The sequence below is a fragment of the Dongia sp. genome (assembly GCF_041910485.1).
Taxonomy (GTDB): Bacteria; Pseudomonadota; Alphaproteobacteria; order Dongiales; family Dongiaceae; genus Dongia.
This window is the reverse complement of sequence record NZ_JAYRQR010000054.1, coordinates 23,972-42,575: the sequence shown is the minus strand read 5'-3', so window position 1 is coordinate 42,575 and position 18,604 is coordinate 23,972. Positions and strand designations below refer to the sequence as shown.

Here is an 18,604-nt window from a genome sequence, read left to right as displayed (position 1 = left end):
CCAAGTCATTTGTGGGGGCGAAATGCCCTATTTCGATTTCAGATAGCTTTCGAGGGAATCATCCATAGCCGTCAGCCAGGGCGTGTGGTGCTTGGGCGACATGTTGCCGGTCATGACGGAGCGATAGCAATTGTTGCGGAAGCCCATGATGTCCTCCGCCTTGTGATGCTCCCATTCCATGAAGGTCTTGTTGACCGTCTCGATATCGAAGCTCGGATAGTCGGTGAGCCCGATCAGCTCCTTCACATAATCGCCCTGGAACCAGATCGTCTGCTCGGCATCCTCAAGCTTCTCCTCGCGGGCGCGCCAGGCGGCGCTGTGCTTGCGCATCTCGTCAAGCGATGGCAGCGGTTGCTGCCCAAGGATCACGTCGCGTGCGTACCAGGCCTGGGCGTCGAACATGTTGAACGTGTAGAACTGGTCCTGCATGCCGATATAGTGCAGCTTCGGGTTTTCCTCCCAGACCACGCCGCGATAGAGACCGAGCGGCCACATGCGGTTCTCGGTCTTCAGGCGCAGGCTGTCTTCAATGAAGGGGAAATAGTGCTGATAGCCCGTGCACAGGATGATGGCGTCGATTTCCTTCGAGGAGCCATCCTTGAAATAGGCGGTCTTGTTGTCGACCCGCTGCAGCAGCGGCCGCTCTTCCCAATTGCTAGGCCATTTAAAGCCCATAGGCCGTGAGCGATAGGACGTCGTGATCGATTTCGCGCCATACTTATAGCATTGTGAGCCGATATCCTCGGCCGAGTAGGAGCGGCCGATGATCAGAATGTCCTTGCCCTTGAATTCGACGGCATCGCGAAAATCGTGGGCGTGGAGGACGCGCCCATTGAAGCTGCTGAAGCCGGGAAATTCAGGCACGTTGGGCGTCGAGAAATGGCCCGAGCAGACGACGACATGGTCGAAAGCTTCGGTTGTCTTCAGATCCTTTTTGAGATCGTGTGCCGTGACGGTGAATTTTCCGCTGGCCGCGTCATAGCGAACATCACGCGCTGGCGTGCGAAAGCGGACCCAGTTCCGGACACCGGCTTTCTCGACGCGACCCTTGATATAATCCCACAGCACGGCGCGCGGCGGATAGGAAGCGATCGGGCGCCCGAAATGTTCCTCGAACGTATAGTCGGCGAATTCGAGGCATTCCTTGGGGCCGTTCGACCAGAGATAGCGGTACATCGAGCAATGCACAGGCTCGCCATATTCATCGAGACCCGTGCGCCACGTGTAGTTCCAGAGACCACCCCAATCATCCTGTTTTTCGAAGCAGACGATTTCGGGGATGTCGGCGCCCTTGGCGGCCGCGGATTGGAAGGCACGCAGCACGGCAGTTCCTGATGGGCCGGCACCGATGACAGCTACTCGCTTCTTCATGGAAGGGCTCCCTGGATCTTAATTTTTGGCGAATCGACTCTGTGTTCGTGACCTCGTTTCCAAGCCGTGACGGCAACCAATCGCCGCCTGCGCGAACGCGCTGAAAGCCGCGCATCTGTGGGCAAAACAATAGCCTATGGCAGAAAGGGTTTTCAACAATTCGATTACCAAAGGCAGACAAATAACGACCAATATAAAACCAATACTCAAGAGGGAAGCCACGGCGAGCGGTAGCCGTCCCGTCGCCACAGGATGGGGAAGAAACTCTCGTCCATCGCAAGGTCGTCATGCCGGCGATAGCGGCTGTAGATGTAGCTGACATTGGTTGGGTGAAAGTGGCATGCGGCAGAAATACAGTGGGAGACGAGCGCGCGTCTGGGCACATCGGCCTTGTTCGGGCCGGACCCGTGCCAGGTACGGCCGTGATGAATGACAGCGTCCCCGGCGTTTACTTCGATGGGTACGATGTCGATTTCGGCCCCGGCTTCTTCGGCTGCCTGTCGCAAAGTGGCATGATAGTCTTCGGGCGCATGAAATTGCCCGCGCGGCGGCGTCAGCGGCCATAGATGCGACCCACGCGCATACTCGATGGTGCCGCCAGCTGCCGTCGTATCGTCGAGCGGCATCCAGCAAGTGACATAGCCCGCCGGCACGACCCAATGGCAATAGCTATCATCCTGATGGAAGCCGAGCGATTTGGCGCCGGGCGGCTTCCACAGCACATTGTCCTGGCCCATGCGTGCCCCATCCCAGCCCGCAAGGGTCGCACATGTTTCGCCGACTCTCCTTGAAAGCACGATCCGTGCGATGACGCTGTCCGATTTCCAGCCGTTGCAGATCTGCCGTGTGCGGTCCGGTGGGTCGCGGCCCTCGATCCAATTCCATTCGTCGGGGTAAAGACCGGTTTCGAATTTTCCCTCGAATAATGGTGCGAAGCGCGTGCGCGCGGCGTCAACATCACTGCCGGTGAGAAAATTACGGACGATCACGAAGCCATCGCGGCGGAACGTGTCGATGAGATCGGGTGCGATCAAGATTTGATCCCTGCTGAACGCAAAGAAAAAGGGCGGAGCCGATTTGGCTCCGCCCATCGGTGAGTGGATCTATCAACCAGTGAAGATCCAGTTCGAGACCAAGACCACGACAAGACCGGCTGCGAGCGTGATATAGGGCAGGATCCCAGCCTTTCGCTCGCCCAGATGACCCGCATCCTTGATCCCGAGGTCTTCCAGCATCCGGTCAGGGAACTTGCCCTTGTCCTGCACATAGTGCCGGAACCAGAACACAGGAATGATCAAGGCCGCGGCACCCAGACCGTACCAGAGCGCCACCGGATTCCAGACCTTCGCGCCGGCACCCATGAACATGGCATTGACGAAGGCGAGGAGCGTACCCGCCGCAAGAACGATGGTCGGCGCCTTGAACGGGCGCTTGACGTGACCATTGTCGATGCGATGGATCCAGCCGGAGTTGAGGTTGAGGAAGTTGAAGATGATGTAGCCGCAGTTGGACACCGCCAGGATGAAGTAGTAGGCGGTGGCATCCGTTGCCGCGATGGAGAGAAGGATCAGGTTGAAACCGAGATCCGTCCACATCGCACCGGTCGGCGCGCCATTGTGATTGACGTGGCTCAGATACTTGGGGAGCCAGCCATCCACGGAACCTTGATAGAGCGTGCGCGACGAGCCCGCCATCGCGGTGATGATGATCAGGACAAGAGAGGCGATCATCAAAAAGACGAAGATGATGTTGATGGCCCCGCCACCACCGACCATCCTGGCCATTACATCGGCAACACCGGTCCCGGCCACAACACCGCCGTCAAGCATCCCGGTGAGGCCGAGATAGCCCTGGAAGGTGATCGGCACCAGGATGAAGAGAACGAGACACAGAAGGCCAGAATAGAAGATCGCCTTGAAGGTGTCGCTTTCCGGGTTCTTGAACTCGCTGGTGTAGCAAATGGCCGTCTCGAAACCGTAAGTCGACCAAGCCGCAATGAACATGCCGCCGAGAATCAAGGTCCAGCCGGCAACGTTCCAGCTTCCCGGCTCCGGCGCGTAGGGCACGGCCAACGGCACGAAGGGCGAGAAATTGGCGCTGTCGAAATTGCCGTTGAGGAACGGCACCACGCCAATGATGAACAAAGTCAGGACGATGATGAGACCGACCACCATCTGCACTTTGGCGGTGCCGAGGATGCCACGATGCTGGATGGCGAAGGCCAGCAGCATCAAGACGGCGCCAATCACGAAGGTCCAGTTGAAGGAAAGGCTGAACAGACCAAGACTCCATGAGTGGCCCCAATTATGGAGCGGCATCAGGTTCATCGTGGCTTGTGCCTCGTCAATCGGCGATCCGGCCGCGAGCGCCCGAGCGATTTCGGCTGCGATGGCCTCGGCGCCCGGCGTTGGCTCCATGATCCCAAGAATGTAGCCAGCGGCAATCGCTGAACCCAAAGAGAGCACCGGTGTCCAGGCGATCCAGTTACACCAGACGGAGAGAGGCGCGATGAACTTGCCGTATTTCAGCCACGCAGCTGCGCCATAGACGGAGGCACCGCCCGATTTGTTGGGAAAGAGGCCGGCGATTTCGGCATAGGTGAAGGATTGGATGAAGCCCATCACCATCGACACCGCCCAAATGGCGAAAGCCGGGATACCGACCGTGCCGGCGATGCCGCCGATCGAGAAGAGGACGAGGGCGGGCACGCCGCTCGCTACCCAGAAGGCACCACGCCAGTCGATGGTGCGCAGAAGTTCGCCCTTGACCGGGCCTGACATCGTTTCCGCAGACATCTCTCCAGATCCCCTCACTGTTTGAGTTTCAGGTACGCTGCGGGGTCATTGTCTCCTTGCTTCTTCTGGGTGTGGCCGTGCAGTCCCCGCCACCGCCGGCCATTGGTACTCGCTTGCAATGCAACGCATGGGCAAGACACTCGGAACCAAACACAATCGACAACGCATTTCGGCCGCCAGCGGAACGCAGCTAGCAGCTTTGGTCGGAATTGGTCTTTTCGGTCGTGTGGGCGAAGCAGAGGATGCCGGACTTGATACCTGTGCCGGCATCGCGCACCGCTGCCAACCCGGTGGCGCGGCTTGTGTTGATCGCACTGCTGAAACGCTGAAATGCCAAGCGAAATTCCCCCTCGCCGGTCACGCGTTGCTGCTCAATCACTCGCCAATATGATGCGACAAAGTGACCGCCCAATCCAGCACAATCTCACTAAATGTGGATCAGCATTGGTTGCCGCACGGCAGGCGGCACGATATCGTTGCGAGGCTCAACGGAAGGGAAGGGCGGCATGAGCAAGGATGGCGACAAGGTGATCCTCATCGGCGAAGCGGCGGCTGCCTTGCGCGAGGATTTCCTGCATTGGCAGTGCCGGCTCCGGCAAATGGCGATGCGCGAGGGTGGCGGGCGACCAAGTGCCGGCATGCGTCCGCTCATTTTTTCTCGCGACGATCGGCAACTGGCCGGTTCGACAGTCGTCCTGTTGCACAAAGCCGATCCATCGGACTCGACGGCCTTTTTCCGTCACCAGGTGCTCAAGACCCAAGATCCGGTCGAGCGGTGGGAGAAGGCGACCGAGCATATGGCGGCCGGCTACTTTCAGCGCCATCGTGATTTCGACGATACGCTCACGGCCCTTTTCGGGCCGGCCAACGAGCTGGTCGATCAGCTGCTCAACCTCGGCAGGATCTATCTCGACTTTGCGGAACTCAATCAGCGTTACCGGCTTTTGTGCCAGGTGCGCGAATTGACCGAGCATGAGCAGCTCTTTCAAGCGACCTATTGGCACAATCGGATGTTCAATCCGAACATTCCGGCAGGTATCCGGGTCATTTCCTTCACACCCGATTGGGGGCGTAGCGAGGCCGAGGCCGGATTTGACGAAAGCGAATAAAAAAGCCCCGCCGCTCCATCGGCGGCGGGGCAGGACCTTGAGGGCGTCGTTCAGAACTTCCGGTAGGCCTTGTTGAGATCGACCATCGGGTGCTTCTTCGACATCTGGAACTTGATCAGCAATTCGCGCGCGATCATGTCGCGATCCTGCTGATTGTCGGGAAGCTTGAGGTCCGAAGGCACCGTTACCCAGCCATTGATGTTGCGGTCGAACACGGCGGCCCGGCCCTCCTCATAGCCCATATGGACATCTTCGAGCCAATTGAGGTCGTCCCAGCCCATTGTCTCGATATACTTCTTCAAGAAGGGTGTCAGCCGCGTGTAATCGGGCACCAGGTTGACGTCGTAGCGATAGCCAATGTGCTGGCCGATCTCCTTTTCGCGACTGGAATCGAGACCATCACCTTTCAGATATTTATCGACGTCTTCTTTGCCAGCCGGCTTTTTATCTGCCATTTCGGACCTCCTCAGTAACGGGTCATGTCGGGGCGGCCGACGGTGTGCTGCGAACCGGCGAGCGGTACCTGGGCGAGCGCCGAGGCTTCCATGGTGAGGGCCGCCAGATCTTCCGGTTCCAGCGAATGCACATTGGTCTTGCCGCAGGCACGCGCCATCATCTGCGCCTCGATGGTGAGGCAATGGAGGAAGTTGTAAACGCGCTCCGCCGCCTCATCCGGATCAAGCCGCTTGCGCAACACGGGATCCTGCGTCGCGACACCGACCGGGCAGCGGCCCGTGTGACAGTGATAGCAATAGCCCGCTTCGCAACCGATCTCCTTCTCGAAATCGGCTTCCGGAATATCCTTGTTGCAATTGAGCGCCATCAAGGCCGAGTGACCGATGGCGACCGCATCGGCGCCGAGCGCGAGCGCCTTGGCGACATCGCCGCCATTGCGGATGCCACCGGCATAGACCAGGCTGATCTCGCCCGACTTGCCCACATCGTCGAGCGCCTTCCGGGCCTGACGGATCGCGGCAATGCCGGGCACGCCGGTTTCCTCGGTGGCAATATGCGGACCTGCGCCGGTGCCGCCTTCCATGCCGTCGATATAGATGCTGTCGGGACCGGTCTTCGCGGCCATGCGCACATCGTCATAGACGCGGGCGGCACCCAGTTTCAGCTGGATGGGAATCTCCCAATTGGTAGCTTCGCGGATCTCCTGGATCTTCAGCGCCAGATCGTCCGGACCCAGCCAGTCCGGGTGACGCGCCGGCGAGCGTTGGTCGATGCCGGCGGGGAGGGACCGCATCTCGGCGACCTGGTCGGTTACCTTCTGCCCCATCAGATGGCCGCCGAGGCCCACCTTGCAACCCTGGCCAATGAAGAACTCGCAGGCATCGGCCAATTGCAGATGGTGCGGGTTGAAGCCATAGCGCGACTGGATGCACTGATAGAACCATTTCGAGCTGAAGCGGCGCTCGTCCGGGATCATGCCGCCTTCACCCGAGCAGGTTGCTGTCCCAGCCATCGTGGCGCCGCGCGCCAGCGCGATCTTCGCTTCATAGGAGAGCGCGCCGAAGCTCATGCCGGTGATATAGACCGGCACGTCGAGCATCAGGGGGCGTTTGCATTTCGGACCGATGACGGTCTTGGTCTCGCACTTCTCGCGATAGCCCTCGATCACGAAGCGGGTAAGGGTGCCGGGCAGGAAGGTGAGATCGTCCCAGCTCGGGATCTTCTTGAACAGCGAAAAGCCGCGCATGCGATAGCGGCCGAGCTCGGATTTGATATGGATGTCGTCGATGACGCTCGGCGGGAACATGAAGCTGTTGCCGAGGCGCGAGGTATCGCGCGAGAGCGGTTTCTTGGTCTTTGGTTCGGTGGCCGGAGCCTTCTTCTCTTTTGCCATCTGGCTATTCCTTCAATGAAGCGGAGGAGGAGCGTGTCTTCCAGTCCCGTTACAGGATGAGCTTCTTCTCCGAAGGCTCGAGATTGTCGTAATTCCAAAGCTGCTTGCCGGCGACGATCTTGGTCATGTTCTTGGCCCCGTTCGGTGTCTTGAGGCCATAGAGCTTCAGCTTGCGCTCCAACCATTGGCAGTCGAGATCGGTCATCTCACCCGGCACGGCGTCGACGCCGAGGCCCTCGATCTTGCCGCCGACATAGATCGTGCCGTCATACATGGAATCACCCAAATTCTTGCCGGCGTCGCCCAGGATCACCATGCGCCCGCGTTGCATCATGAAGCCGCAGAAGGCACCGCAGCGGCCACCGACGATGATCGTGCCGCCCTTCTGGTCGATACCCATACGGGCACCGACATCGCCCTTGCAGACGAGGTCGCCGCCGCGGATGGCGGCGCCGAACGTCGAGCCGGCATTCTTTTCGATGACGACCGTTCCGGCCAGCATGTTCTCGGCGCAGGACCAGCCCACGCGGCCCTTGATGTGAATGTTGGGGCCGTCGATGAGACCGCAACCGAAATAGCCGAGGCTGCCTTCGATCTGGAGGTTGAGCTTGTTGAGGATGCCGACGGCAATCGCGTGCTTGGCGCCGGGATTGCGCATGACAATGGTGCCGTAACCCTGTTTCATCAGCTCGCGGATCTTGAGGTTGATCTCCGACGTCGACAGCTTGTCGGCGTCGAATTCGGCGCGCTTGTTGAAATCGACGTCGTAGGATCCCGGATAGGTGAAATTCTCTTCTTCGGAAGGGGAGAAGAAACGTTGCTGGGTGCGGCCCGAAAGTCTTTCGGTATGCATCCCCATTTCGTGTGACTGCGTGCGAAGCGCCATGTTCGGCTCCTGGCTAGAGATGATGCTGACTACCGCTTCCAGACCCGGACTTCGCCCTCATAGGGGTCGAACGTATCGATCTCGTGCGGGAAGACACTGCGGATGGCGACTTCCTCCGATGCGAGCCCGATGAAATCGTCGCTCTCATAGAGGACCATCGGCTTTGCGGCCATCACGTCCTTGGCCATGCCCAAGCTATCGGCCGTCGCCACCAGATAGGTGAAGACGCCATCAAGCTCCTCGATCGAATCCTTCATCGCGTCCTTGAGTTCGGCGCCCTGCTGCATCTTGTCGGCGAGATAGACGGCGATGAGCTCGCTGTCGCAATTCGACATGAAGCGGTGACCGCGCCGTTCCAGGTGGCGCCGCCCGGTCCAGTAATTGGTGAGCTGCCCGTTGTGAACGACCGAAACGTCGGCAAACGGATAGGCCCAGTAGGGGTGGGCCGAGCGAATGTCGACATCGGATTCGGTCGCCATGCGCGTATGCCCCAGCGCATGGCTCCCCTTGAAGCCTTTCAGATGATACTGGCCGGATACGACGGCGGCATCGCCAAGATCCTTGATGAGTTCCAATCCGTAGCCCAGCGACAGGATCTCGGCGCCGTCGATATCTTCGATGTAATCGGCAAGCTTTCGTTTGTCGCCGCCGAAATCGAGCGTGTAGCGATAGGCATACTCGGTCGCATCCTCGGCCATAACGATCTTCGCGCCGAGTTCCTTGAGTCGTTTGTCGACTTCGGCTTTCCGCTCCTTGACCTGGTCATGGATCTTAAAACCGTGCTTCATGTCATCCTGTTCGGCGACCTTGAAGCGCATGACCAGCGTGTTGCCCTTCGGACTGCCATAGAGCGCGAACCCGGTTGAATCAGGCCCGCGATGCTTGAGGCTTTGCAGCATGGCGGTCATCTCGGTGCCGATGTCCCCGGTCTTGCCGCGGTGGATCAATCCTGCGATTCCACACATGGGTAACTCTCCTTGAGGTTAAACGTCGGAGAAGCGATCAGGTCCTGCCCATCAGGGCAGGATGTCCCAATACTGCTCCCGATCCCAATGCGTGACGGTGGCCATGAATTTCTCCACCTCGTCGCGCTTGTAGTGCATGAAGACACGCATCATCTCGTCGGGCAGGGCCGAATTGATGACACTGTCCTTTTCCAGATGATCGAGTGCATCGCCGAGGCTCATCGGCAGCTTTTTCACCTTCTTGCCGGCAGCGATCGCTTCATACATGTTGCGCTCCTCCGGCTCGCCCGGATCGAGCTTGTTGGTGATGCCGTCGTCGAATGCCTTGAGCAGCGCGGCAGCCATCAGATAGGGGTTCACGGCCGCGTCGACCGAGCGGTACTCAAAACGTCCCGGCGCCGAGATGCGCAGGGCGCAAGTGCGGTTCTGGTAGCCCCAATCGGCGAAGACCGGTGCCCAGAAGCCGGTATCCCACAAGCGGCGGTAGGAGTTGACGGTCGAGGAGCCGATCGCCGTCAACGCACCCAGATGCTTGATGACGCCGCCGATGCAATTGAGTCCGATCGGGCCCGGCTTCTTCTGGCCTTTCAGCGGCGCGAAAGTGTTCTCGCCGCCCTTGCGATAGGAGAAGACGTCCTTGCTGCCGGGCAGCTTGTCGTTATGGAGGTTGTTCACGACATCCTCGCCACCGGTCCAGAGCGAAAGGTTGTGGTGGCAACCCGATGCCGAAACGCCCATGAAGGGCTTCGGCATGAAACAGGCGATCAGATTGTTCTCGCGTGCGACCTGGGCGCAGATCTGCCGGTAGGTGGTAAGGCGGTCCGCGGTGCGCAGGCAATCGTCGAACATGAAGTTGAGTTCGAGCTGGCCCGGCGCGTCCTCATGATCGCCCTGGATCATATCGAGGCCCATTGCCTGCGCGTATTCGATCACCTTCATGAAGACCGGCCGCAGACTTTCGAACTGGTCGATGTGATAGCAGTTTGGCTTCGAGAAACCGCCATCGGGCAATCCGTCTTCGCCTTTCTTCAGCCACATCATTTCCGGCTCGCAGCCGTGACGGAGATGCAGGCCCTTGTGCTTCTTTTTGAACTCATCGTGGATGAGCCGGAGATTGCCGCGGCAGTCCGAGGTCAGATGACCCCCGGGATTGACCTTTTCTTCCCGATTGCGGAAGCAGGTGCAAAAGACGCGCGCCACCCGCTTGTCCCAGGGCAACTGCACGAACGTCTCAGGGTCCGGAATGCCGACCAGCTCCGATGCTTCCGGGCCATAGCCGATATAGTTCTTGTGCCGGTCGACAAAGAGGTTGGCGGTCGATCCGTAAACCAGTTGGAAGCCCTTTTCGGCAACGCTTTCCCAATGATCGGCGGGCACGCCTTTGCCGACGATGCGTCCGGTCACGGAAACGAACTGGTAGTAGATGTATTTGATGCCGAGCTGATTGATCTGGGCGCGTACTTGCTTGATGAGTTCTTTGCGCCCTTTTTGTGCGACGTAAGCCTCAAGGTCAGTCATCATCACCCTCCCCAAAGCGGCACGTTGGCCGCAATTGAGCGATGCCGGGCCTGTCCCGGCATTCCGCGTCAGTTGCTCATGAACAACTCTTCTTCGTTTCGCCGATCCGGTCTTTCAGTGCCGGCTGCAGCGATCCTTCGCGGGCGGTGGAGATTTTGGCCTTACTGGTCTAACGCGGTCCTCCGATCGGGCAGTCGCGCTCGCAACTTCAGCTCGTGGGCGGGCGCGGCTGACGGCGATTGACCGTTTGGCTACCCCACTCGCATAATCCGATCCTTGCACGGCGGTTTACTCACTGCCAACCAATTTTTTCAAAGGAACAGAATTGGGTCGAAATGGTACACCTCAGCGGGAAACGACGGCATCGTCCTCCCCCCGCACCGCAACCGAGGGCAGCGTCTTGCCGGTGGATGGCAATCGCGGCTCCGTTTGGATTGCCGGCCAGCTACGTCAGGCAATTGTTTCGGGCACATACAAGCACGGGGAGAAGCTGCCGGCGGAACGCCATCTCGCGGATGCGTTCGGTGCCAGCCGCACCACGGTGCGCTTGGCGCTCGATCAATTGGAACAGGAACGGTTGGTGACGAGGCGGGTGGGCAGCGGAACTTTCGTCAATCACCGCCCGGTTTCGGACCTCGACAGCATCGCCGATTCTACCTCGCCGCTGGAATTGATCGAAGCCCGGCTGGGACTGGAACCGCATATGACGCGGCTTGCCGTCCTCAATGCGACCAATCGCGATCTGGAGAAGATGGGCGAAGCCATCGAGAAGGCGGAGGCCGCCGGCGAAGACCCGGAAGTGTGGACCGAATGGGACACGCAGTTCCATCTGCTCCTCGCCGAGGCCGCCCACAATCGGCTGGTGCTGTGGCTCTATCAGCATATCAACGAGATCCGCTCCCATGACCAATGGGCCTCGATGCGCGACAAGGTGCTGACACCCGCGCGCATTGCCGAATACAACCGACAGCACCGGGCCCTATTGGGTGCCATCGCCAGCCGGGACGTGGAAGGTGCGGCCGCAATGGTGACGAGCCATCTCCACTTCGCGCGGCGGCAGCTGATGGGGATCGAGGGTGCGTAAAAAAAAGCCGGCCCGAAGGCCGGCTTTTTCACATAGCGATGCTTTCCCGATCAGCTCCACGGGAAAGGCGAGTTCGAGGTCGGATGCAGCTTCCCTTCGGCGAAGCGCGAGAAGCGGAAGGGGCGCAGCAATTCGTCGCCCATGCCGCAGATATCGTCTGCCACCAGCTTGCCGACGCCGATCATCTTATAGCCGTGGTTTGAATCGGCGATGATGTAGACGTTCTCGGCGAACTTGTCGAAAACGGGGAAACTGTCGGCCGTGAAGCAGCCGATGCCGCCCGAGGGTTCCTTCTTGTATTTCGGCATCGTGCCCATGAACCGCTTCTGGCAGAAGGCCAGGGCCGAAACCCACATATGGGCGAAATCGTCGCCGACAATGAACTCGGGGCTTTCCGGACCATAGGGGTCGACACGCACCTTGTCGGTCTGGGTCTTCACCTTGAACGGCATGGCGCCGCCCTGGACACCGCCGAAATGGAAATCCGGCTTGTAATAGATGCCCCAGAGTTTGTCGGTGATGAGGGAGCCGTCCTCGTCGGAATAAAGCGGCGCGTCGGTATCGACATGGATGACCGGCGGCATCTTGCCGTCATTGGTCTTCTGCAAGTCCGGATCGACGCCGAGCGTCCCTTCCTGCAGCGACCAATAGACCCACATCGGTACGTTCTCGTGCATCTTGCCGTCCTTGCCCTTGATCGAAATCGCGTCGGGCAAATCCAGCATCTTCCAGACCGAGCGTACCCAGGGTCCCATGCCGGCAATAACGAAGTCGCAGCCGATGCTGCCTTGGTTGGTCTCGACTGCCGTCACAGCACCCTTGCCATCGCGCTTCAGGCCCTTCACTTCAACGCCAGTCACGATGCGCACGCCTTCGGCCTCGGCTTTTTTCGCCAGGCCATACATCGCCGCCGTGTTGTTGGCATAGCCGCCCTTCTTTTCATGAAGAACCGAGGTGATTCCCTTGGCCTGCCAATCGTCGAAGATACCCTTCATATAGGCCATGCAATCCTTCTCGCCCTCAATGAAGGTCGAGGTGTAGCCGATCTCCTTCTGCTGTTCGTAGATCGAGGCCACGTCCTTGTGCATGACTTCCGGGCTGATCTGCATGTAGCCGACCGGGTGATAGGAAAAGGCCTTGGGGTCGCTCTCCCACACACTCACCGAATGCGCCATCAGGCGGCGCATGGCCGGCTGGAAATAATTGTTGCGCACGACGCCGCAGGCGATGCCGGAAGCACCGGCGGCAATGGAGGTCTTGTCGATGATGAGGACGTCGGCGCCCGAACCCTTGCCCGTCTTGCGGAGGTTCTCGGCCAAATGCCAGGCCGAAGAGAGGCCGTGAATGCCGGCGCCGATGACGACATATTTGACGTGGGTGGGAAGGGCCATAAAAAGACTCCGCTTGGTCAGAATTTAGCTCTCCCGAGCCTCCCCCAAGATCGCGTTGGCGGATACCGTGAAATCGTCGACCGATACAGTAAAATCGTCAATCTTGTCCGTGGCGAAGTGGGGGGCTTGCCGGTGCCGGCCGCTGCGTCGGTGAGGCGCCGCGGAAGGCGCTGACCCTAGTCCCGCCGCGCTTGACAAGGGGGCGCCATCATCTAATTGGAGAAGGGGATCACAACAGGAGAGGGGGAGGCATGGCTGGCGCAACCAATCTGATCAAGCGAATTGGCCGCCGCAACATCGGCTATGTGCTCTTTACCGCCTTGATCACCGGAATCGGCCTGTTGCTGGAAGCCGGTGGGCCGCAGGGACCGGATTCCGGGGGCGGCATCATGTTCGGGCTGATCGTCTGGGGGCTCACATCCCTTGTGTTCTTTCTCGTCAACCTGGTCTTGCTCATTCGCGATCTGATGCGCCAGCAGCCGGCTGGCAAGGCGTTGCTCGCCTGCGCCCTGCCGATCATCGCGATTGTCGGAACCTTGGTTGTCGAAGAAGTGACGATGAGCGTCTCAAGCAGCGGCGGCGCCGGCTCGACCATCCTCGACAACGAAACTGCGCAAGGTTGACAGGCTGGCATCGGGATCGGTCACGTCGCTGACCGAGCGCATGTGTGCTGTCAAAGTCCCGCCATTGATGTCGGTCAGCAGATAGCCGCGATGGCGGCTGTCGGCAAAGCGCAGATGATCATGGCTTGCCAGCAAGGAGGCGAGATGCGCCTGTGGTGGACCATCCGACGTGACCGAGGATGTGACGAACTCGCTGGCGACGGGTTTCCCGCCCAGCACCAAGTCATTGTTCCAGAATGAGTGGATATCGCCGCTGAAGACGATGGGGTTGCGCGCGCCCTGCAGTTGCTGCAGCAAACGCGCACGTGCGGCCGGATAGCCGTCCCAGGCGTCCGTCCAGGCAGTGACACGATCGCCGTCGCGCGCGCCCAATTCGGCCATGATGACGTTCTGTGCCAGCAGGTTCCAGCGCGCCGGGGATGTGGCGAGATTGGCACCGAGCCAGCGCTCTTGTACGGGACCGAGCATCGACCGTGTCGGATCCATGAGTTCCGGGCAACTGACGCTGTCGACCAGATGACCGCCACCGCGGTCCGGCTTGCCATAGCAGGCCCCGGCGCTGCGAAATTGCCGTCCGTCGAGAAGCGAGATCCGCGCCAAATCGCCAAGGGTGATGCTGTCATGGACCCGCAGGCCGGTGGCCGTCGGCCGTTCGCGAAGCGGCATATGCTCATAGAAGGCTTGGTAGGCAGCCTGCCGCCGCAGTGCGAACTGCATCGGGTCGGCAAAGCGCTCCGACAGATCGCCGGCATAATCGTTTTCGACCTCATGATCGTCCCATGTCGCCAGGGTGGGCGCTGTCGCATGGAGACGTTGGAGATCGCGGTCCAACCGGTATTGCGCGTGGCGGCGGCGATAGCCATCGAGCGTTGTCGGCACCGCATTGTCGCTGTGCCGGCGCACCACGGGGCGATTCCGTTCGACCTGCTCATAGATGTAGTCGCCGAGCATCAACACCAGATCGGGTTCTTCCGCCGCCAAATGCCGATAGGCCGAGAAATAGCCGCGTTCGAGATTGGCGCAGGAGGTGAAGCCGAGGCGCAGGCGTTGGAGTGGCCTGCCGGCGGGTGCCAAGGTTGTCGCGCGACCTACGGCGCTCACATGATGGCCGAGATGAAACCGGTACCAATAGGGGCGGTCGCTGGCGAGGCCCTTTACGTCCAGATGGACTGAGAAGGCATAAGCGGCCTCGGCCAGCGCGGTGCCGCGCCGCTCGATCTGCCGGAATTCCGGATCACGCGCGATCTCATAGCCGAGTTCGATCCCAGGCCGGTGATGCCGCAGCGACAGGCCGCCCGGCGATGCCGGATCGGGATCAAGCGGATCAGGTGCAAGCCGGGTCCACAAGACGAAGCCGTCCGCCCGCGGCGCGCCGCTGGCGATCCCCAACGTAAAAGGGTTGCGCGACAGTGCGAACGGCGCGCTCGGGCTTCCGTAGAACGGCGCGAAATTGGCAAAACCACTGCTGGAAACAGCGACACCTGCGCAGCCCAATCCGGCTGTCAGGAGAAATCGGCGGCGATCGATCGTCGGTCGTCCCAAAGCGCTTCCGTGCGGCCAGAGGGTTAGCAGCACTTAGGGTATTAGAGAGGGACCGTGACCAAGGGATGGTGGACGCGAGTCAGAACGCTGAAGAATGCGAGTCCGTTTGATGACTATGCGCCGACAAGCTCGGCGAACTTGCGGGCGATGAGGGTCTCAGCCTGGGCGGGTTCGACCGGCTTGCTGAAAAGATAGCCTTGGGCAAAGCCGCAGCCTTGTTCGCGCAGATAGTCCAGCTGCGCCTCCGTCTCGACGCCCTCGGCGATGGAATCGAGATGCAGGCTGCGCGCCAGACCAATGATGGCCGAGGTGATCTCCATGTCGGCCTGATCGCCGGGAATGTCGCGCACGAAGCTCTGGTCGACCTTCAGCTTGCTGATCGGGAAGCGCTTGAGATAGGCAAGCGAGGAATAGCCGGTGCCGAAATCGTCGATGGCGACACGCGCGCCGAGCTTGCGCAAGGCGGCAAGGCGCATCTCGGCGCCGATGCCCTGGTCGATAAGGGCGCTCTCCGTGAGTTCCAGTTCGAGATAGTGCGCCGGCAATCCGGTATCTTTGAGAATATCACCCACGATCTGGTCGATGTCCGGCAGATGGAATTGCCGCGGCGACAGATTGACGGCGATGGTTTCAAGTTCATGCCCCGCATCGAGCCACGCCTTCATCTGCAGGCAAGCCATGCGCAGGACTCGCTCGCCGAGCGGCAGGATGATGCCGGTTTCCTCCGCCAGGGGGATGAAGCTGCCGGGCGGCACCAGCCCGTTGCCCGGTTCATGCCATCGCACCAGCGCCTCAAAGCCCACGATGCGGCGGTCTTCCACACGGACCAGCGGCTGATAGTGGAGGAGGAACTCGTCGCGCTCGATGGCGCGGCGCAGGCGGCGTTCCATGTTGAGCCGTTCATTGGCCTTGTCGGTCAGGGCCGCCGTGTAGAAGCGATAGATGCCGCGCCCTTCTTCCTTGGCACGATAGAGTGCCGCGTCCGCATTCTTGACGATTTCATCCGCCTGGTCGCCATCGTCCGGAAACAGGCTGATGCCGATGCTGGTGCCGATATAGACTTCGTGCCCACCCGTGAGCGAGAAAGGTGCGTCGAATTGATCGAGCAGCGCCTGCGCCAGGTCAGCCGCGGCATTCGAATCCCTGATATCCTCGACCACGACCAGGAATTCGTCACCACCCAACCGCGCCAGCGTATCGCTTTCACGCAGGCGCGATCCCAGCCGCTTGGTAACGGCGAGGAGGAGTTCGTCGCCGGCCGGATGTCCCAGGCTGTCGTTGACGTTCTTGAACCGGTCGAGATCCAGGAACAGGACGGCCCCGGTTGTGTGTTTGCGTCGCGCGATCTGCATCGCAAAGCTCAGGCGCGACATCACCAGCAGCCGGTTCGGCAGGCCGGTGAGGGCGTCGTGATGGGCAAGATGCACCAGGCGCGATTCCGTCTCCTTGATGCCGGTGATGTCGACAAAGGTGCCGACATAGCTGATTGCTTGCCCCTCGGCATTCTTGACGGCCGAGATGGTGAGGAATTCCGGGAACGGTTCGCCATTCTTGCGCCGGTTCCAGATTTCACCCTGCCACGACCCGTCGCGGGCGATGGAAAGCCACATATCGCGATAGAATTCGCGGTCGTGCTGACCGGATTGGAGAATGCGGATGTTTTTGCCGATCAGTTCTTTCTCATCGTAGCCGGTGATGGTGCTGAACGCTGGATTGACGGCGATGATATCGCCATTGGTGTCGGTGACGACAATGCCTTCCTGGGTGTTCCTGAACACCGTGTTGGCTTGCTGCAACGACTTTTCCGCATTCTTGCGATCGGTGATGTCGCTGATGACGTCGATCAGATAGCCGGGGTGATTGTTGGCATCGAGGACCACCGACATCGAAACGGCAATCCAGACTTCGCTGCCGTCGCTGCGATAGCCGCGCCGTTCGCCGCGGTACGTGGATATCTGTCCGGTACGAAAGGCTTCCAGCAGCCGCGTATCCGCCTCGCGATCTTCCGGCAAGGCGAGCTCCAAGACACCGCCATCAAGTATGACCTGCAGCGGCTGCCCGTGGACGCGGCAATATTCCTTGTTGGCGCGCAGGATCTTACCGTCGAAATCCATGTGACAGATGCCGACCGGTGCCTCCTCGAAGGAAGCGCGGAAATGCGCGTCTGCGATCTCAGCCGCGTGCCGTTCAGCAAGAACCGCCAGGGCGTGCCTCAGGCGCCGACGCTGCCACAGATAGGACAGGATGGCGATGAGCGCGATGAGACCGGCCAATGTGGTAACGCTGGTGAAAATCGTGCGACCCTGAATACCCGACAATGCCTGGGCCCGGTCCATCTTCACGACGACGACCCACTCCGTGCGAGGCACGGAAAGGACGGCGGCAAGGACCGGGCGGCCGTTATAGTCGAGGCCGTCGATCAGTTGCTCCCCTTCCGTCAAATAACGCACGACCGGCGAATCCTTGCGCGTCAGGGGAACGCTGATGACGAGGGCGCTGTTCGGCGTGTCGGGCAGCGAATTGAGCACGACCGCCATGTCACCTTCGCGGCGGCCCATGACGATCTCCCCTTGTGCACCGGGGAAGGGCCAGCTCGCCAGATAGGGGTCGATGAAATCTGCCGCCCGCAAATCGAACAGCAGCACATCGCGTCCGCGGCTGTCGGAACCGTCCAATGTCGGCAGGGCGACGGCAAAAGCCAGATGAACCAGTTGATCGCTCGGCTCACGATAGAGATCGACGAAGGTTGCGTTGCGCCTGGCGTTTGCTGCGCGCGCAATTTCGGCATAGCGGCTGCCGTCCTGGATCAGCGGGTTGGTCGACAGCAGCAGATCACCGTTGGCGGTCAGCAGGCTGATGCGGGCAAAGCCGTGGGCTAGACGCGCTTCTCGGAGGGCGGCGAGGGTTCGATCCCGCGTCGCCCCTGTATCCTGCCGGCGCCATGCCAAGATTGTTTCCTGCAGCAGAGTCTCATGGCCGATTGAATCGGCGTCGGCCCGCCGCTCCGTCAGCCATTGCGACAGGCCGGTAACTTTCAATCGCGCGACCGCTTGCAGCTCCAACAGCTTGTTGTGCTTGGCGATCTCCGCTTCGCTGCCATAGGCGATGAAGGCGACGATGCCGATGCTGACGCCGAGGGCTGCAATGGCGACGACGTTGGGAAGATTGGACCCCTTCGGTTCGGTCGCGGTTGGAGCCGATGCGGCCCAAGGCATATAGCGCAAGACAATGATCAACAGCGCCGTCGTGATGCCGACGAAGGCGAGACCCTTCAATGTGCCGAGCGCTTGTCCCATCGCCGGGTCTGTGAAACCGCCCAGCAACGCGTCAGAGCCGAGAATCCACAAAGTCGCGCCCACGCTGTAGGCAGCGGCGACCGAGAAGATCAGGCGATTGCGTTTCCAGCGTTTCATCCGAGCCGTCTGCGATTTCGTCGAGCCGGAGGCTACCAATGGCGCGTAAAAATCGTCT

General features: G+C 60.4%; 15 protein-coding genes. 3 read left to right on the top strand and 12 right to left on the bottom strand.

Features of this window, described 5'->3' with window-relative positions:
* Positions 1 to 27: 27 nt before the first annotated feature.
* From ACE3PP_RS18280 to ACE3PP_RS18265, 4 genes are all read right to left on the bottom strand, one after another.
* Positions 28 to 1,371 (bottom strand): NAD(P)-binding domain-containing protein, encoded by a 1,344-nt coding sequence (locus ACE3PP_RS18280; RefSeq protein ID WP_374384707.1) that lies wholly within the window; start codon positions 1,369 to 1,371, stop codon positions 28 to 30.
* A gap of 206 nt (positions 1,372 to 1,577) precedes the next feature.
* Positions 1,578 to 2,462 carry a phytanoyl-CoA dioxygenase family protein gene (locus tag ACE3PP_RS18275; RefSeq protein ID WP_374384706.1) on the bottom strand — a complete coding sequence of 295 codons (885 nt, stop codon included), beginning with the start codon at positions 2,460 to 2,462 and terminating at the stop codon, positions 1,578 to 1,580.
* 15 nt (positions 2,463 to 2,477) lie between these two features.
* A complete protein-coding gene (locus ACE3PP_RS18270) occupies positions 2,478 to 4,166 on the bottom strand; it encodes an APC family permease (RefSeq protein WP_374384705.1) in 1,689 nt (562 codons plus the stop codon).
* A 190-nt stretch (positions 4,167 to 4,356) separates the two neighbouring features.
* On the bottom strand, positions 4,357 to 4,503 hold the full coding sequence (locus tag ACE3PP_RS18265; RefSeq protein ID WP_374384704.1) for a hypothetical protein: 147 nt from the start codon (positions 4,501 to 4,503) through the stop codon (positions 4,357 to 4,359).
* A 169-nt stretch (positions 4,504 to 4,672) separates the two neighbouring features.
* Here ACE3PP_RS18265 and ACE3PP_RS18260 point away from each other — a divergent pair, with 169 nt between their 5' ends.
* Positions 4,673 to 5,275, top strand: a complete 603-nt coding sequence (locus ACE3PP_RS18260) for a hypothetical protein (RefSeq protein WP_374384703.1) — start codon at positions 4,673 to 4,675, stop codon at positions 5,273 to 5,275.
* 50 nt (positions 5,276 to 5,325) lie between these two features.
* Here ACE3PP_RS18260 and ACE3PP_RS18255 read toward each other — a convergent pair whose 3' ends face one another.
* Genes ACE3PP_RS18255 through ACE3PP_RS18235 form a run of 5 tightly spaced genes read right to left on the bottom strand, consistent with a single transcriptional unit; the run spans position 5,326 to position 10,496 of the window.
* Complete coding sequence (locus tag ACE3PP_RS18255; RefSeq protein ID WP_374384702.1) at positions 5,326 to 5,730, bottom strand: hypothetical protein; 405 nt, start codon at positions 5,728 to 5,730, stop codon at positions 5,326 to 5,328.
* Positions 5,731 to 5,741: 11 nt separating this feature from the next.
* Positions 5,742 to 7,124, bottom strand: a complete 1,383-nt coding sequence (locus tag ACE3PP_RS18250) for an FMN-binding glutamate synthase family protein (RefSeq protein ID WP_374384701.1) — start codon at positions 7,122 to 7,124, stop codon at positions 5,742 to 5,744.
* Positions 7,125 to 7,173: 49 nt separating this feature from the next.
* A complete protein-coding gene (locus ACE3PP_RS18245) occupies positions 7,174 to 8,010 on the bottom strand; it encodes a GXGXG motif-containing protein (protein WP_374384700.1) in 837 nt (278 codons plus the stop codon).
* Between the two features lie 29 nt (positions 8,011 to 8,039).
* Positions 8,040 to 8,975 carry a glutamine amidotransferase gene (locus ACE3PP_RS18240; protein WP_374384699.1) on the bottom strand — a complete coding sequence of 312 codons (936 nt, stop codon included), beginning with the start codon at positions 8,973 to 8,975 and terminating at the stop codon, positions 8,040 to 8,042.
* Positions 8,976 to 9,026: 51 nt separating this feature from the next.
* Positions 9,027 to 10,496 carry a glutamine synthetase family protein gene (locus ACE3PP_RS18235; protein WP_374384698.1) on the bottom strand — a complete coding sequence of 490 codons (1,470 nt, stop codon included), beginning with the start codon at positions 10,494 to 10,496 and terminating at the stop codon, positions 9,027 to 9,029.
* Between the two features lie 403 nt (positions 10,497 to 10,899).
* Here ACE3PP_RS18235 and ACE3PP_RS18230 point away from each other — a divergent pair, with 403 nt between their 5' ends.
* Positions 10,900 to 11,577, top strand: coding sequence for a FadR/GntR family transcriptional regulator (locus tag ACE3PP_RS18230; protein ID WP_374384771.1), 678 nt, complete (start codon positions 10,900 to 10,902; stop codon positions 11,575 to 11,577).
* A gap of 50 nt (positions 11,578 to 11,627) precedes the next feature.
* On the opposite strand, the gene ACE3PP_RS18225 is transcribed toward ACE3PP_RS18230, so the two are convergent.
* Complete coding sequence (locus tag ACE3PP_RS18225) at positions 11,628 to 12,968, bottom strand: NAD(P)/FAD-dependent oxidoreductase (protein WP_374384697.1); 1,341 nt, start codon at positions 12,966 to 12,968, stop codon at positions 11,628 to 11,630.
* A 251-nt stretch (positions 12,969 to 13,219) separates the two neighbouring features.
* On the opposite strand from ACE3PP_RS18225, the gene ACE3PP_RS18220 reads away from it, so the two are divergent.
* Positions 13,220 to 13,591 (top strand): hypothetical protein, encoded by a 372-nt coding sequence (locus tag ACE3PP_RS18220; protein WP_374384696.1) that lies wholly within the window; start codon positions 13,220 to 13,222, stop codon positions 13,589 to 13,591.
* On the opposite strand, the gene ACE3PP_RS18215 is transcribed toward ACE3PP_RS18220, so the two are convergent.
* On the bottom strand, positions 13,535 to 15,133 hold the full coding sequence (locus ACE3PP_RS18215) for an alkaline phosphatase (RefSeq protein WP_374384695.1): 1,599 nt from the start codon (positions 15,131 to 15,133) through the stop codon (positions 13,535 to 13,537). The two genes, ACE3PP_RS18220 and ACE3PP_RS18215, sit on opposite strands and share 57 nt — an antisense overlap.
* Positions 15,134 to 15,246: 113 nt before the next feature.
* Entirely contained in the window at positions 15,247 to 18,546 is a 3,300-nt protein-coding gene (locus ACE3PP_RS18210; RefSeq protein WP_374384694.1) for an EAL domain-containing protein, read from the bottom strand.
* Positions 18,547 to 18,604: the final 58 nt, after the last annotated feature.

Coding starts and splice junctions, on each gene's coding strand:
- ACE3PP_RS18280 (WP_374384707.1), bottom strand. CDS start 1,371: ATGAAGAAGCGAGTAGCTGTCATCGGTGCCGGCCCATCAGGAACTGCC.
- ACE3PP_RS18275 (WP_374384706.1), bottom strand. CDS start 2,462: ATGGGCGGAGCCAAATCGGCTCCGCCCTTTTTCTTTGCGTTCAGCAGG.
- ACE3PP_RS18270 (WP_374384705.1), bottom strand. CDS start 4,166: ATGTCTGCGGAAACGATGTCAGGCCCGGTCAAGGGCGAACTTCTGCGC.
- ACE3PP_RS18260 (WP_374384703.1), top strand. CDS start 4,673: ATGAGCAAGGATGGCGACAAGGTGATCCTCATCGGCGAAGCGGCGGCT.
- ACE3PP_RS18255 (WP_374384702.1), bottom strand. CDS start 5,730: ATGGCAGATAAAAAGCCGGCTGGCAAAGAAGACGTCGATAAATATCTG.
- ACE3PP_RS18250 (WP_374384701.1), bottom strand. CDS start 7,124: ATGGCAAAAGAGAAGAAGGCTCCGGCCACCGAACCAAAGACCAAGAAA.
- ACE3PP_RS18245 (WP_374384700.1), bottom strand. CDS start 8,010: ATGGCGCTTCGCACGCAGTCACACGAAATGGGGATGCATACCGAAAGA.
- ACE3PP_RS18240 (WP_374384699.1), bottom strand. CDS start 8,975: ATGTGTGGAATCGCAGGATTGATCCACCGCGGCAAGACCGGGGACATC.
- ACE3PP_RS18235 (WP_374384698.1), bottom strand. CDS start 10,496: ATGATGACTGACCTTGAGGCTTACGTCGCACAAAAAGGGCGCAAAGAA.
- ACE3PP_RS18225 (WP_374384697.1), bottom strand. CDS start 12,968: ATGGCCCTTCCCACCCACGTCAAATATGTCGTCATCGGCGCCGGCATT.
- ACE3PP_RS18220 (WP_374384696.1), top strand. CDS start 13,220: ATGGCTGGCGCAACCAATCTGATCAAGCGAATTGGCCGCCGCAACATC.
- ACE3PP_RS18210 (WP_374384694.1), bottom strand. CDS start 18,546: ATGAAACGCTGGAAACGCAATCGCCTGATCTTCTCGGTCGCCGCTGCC.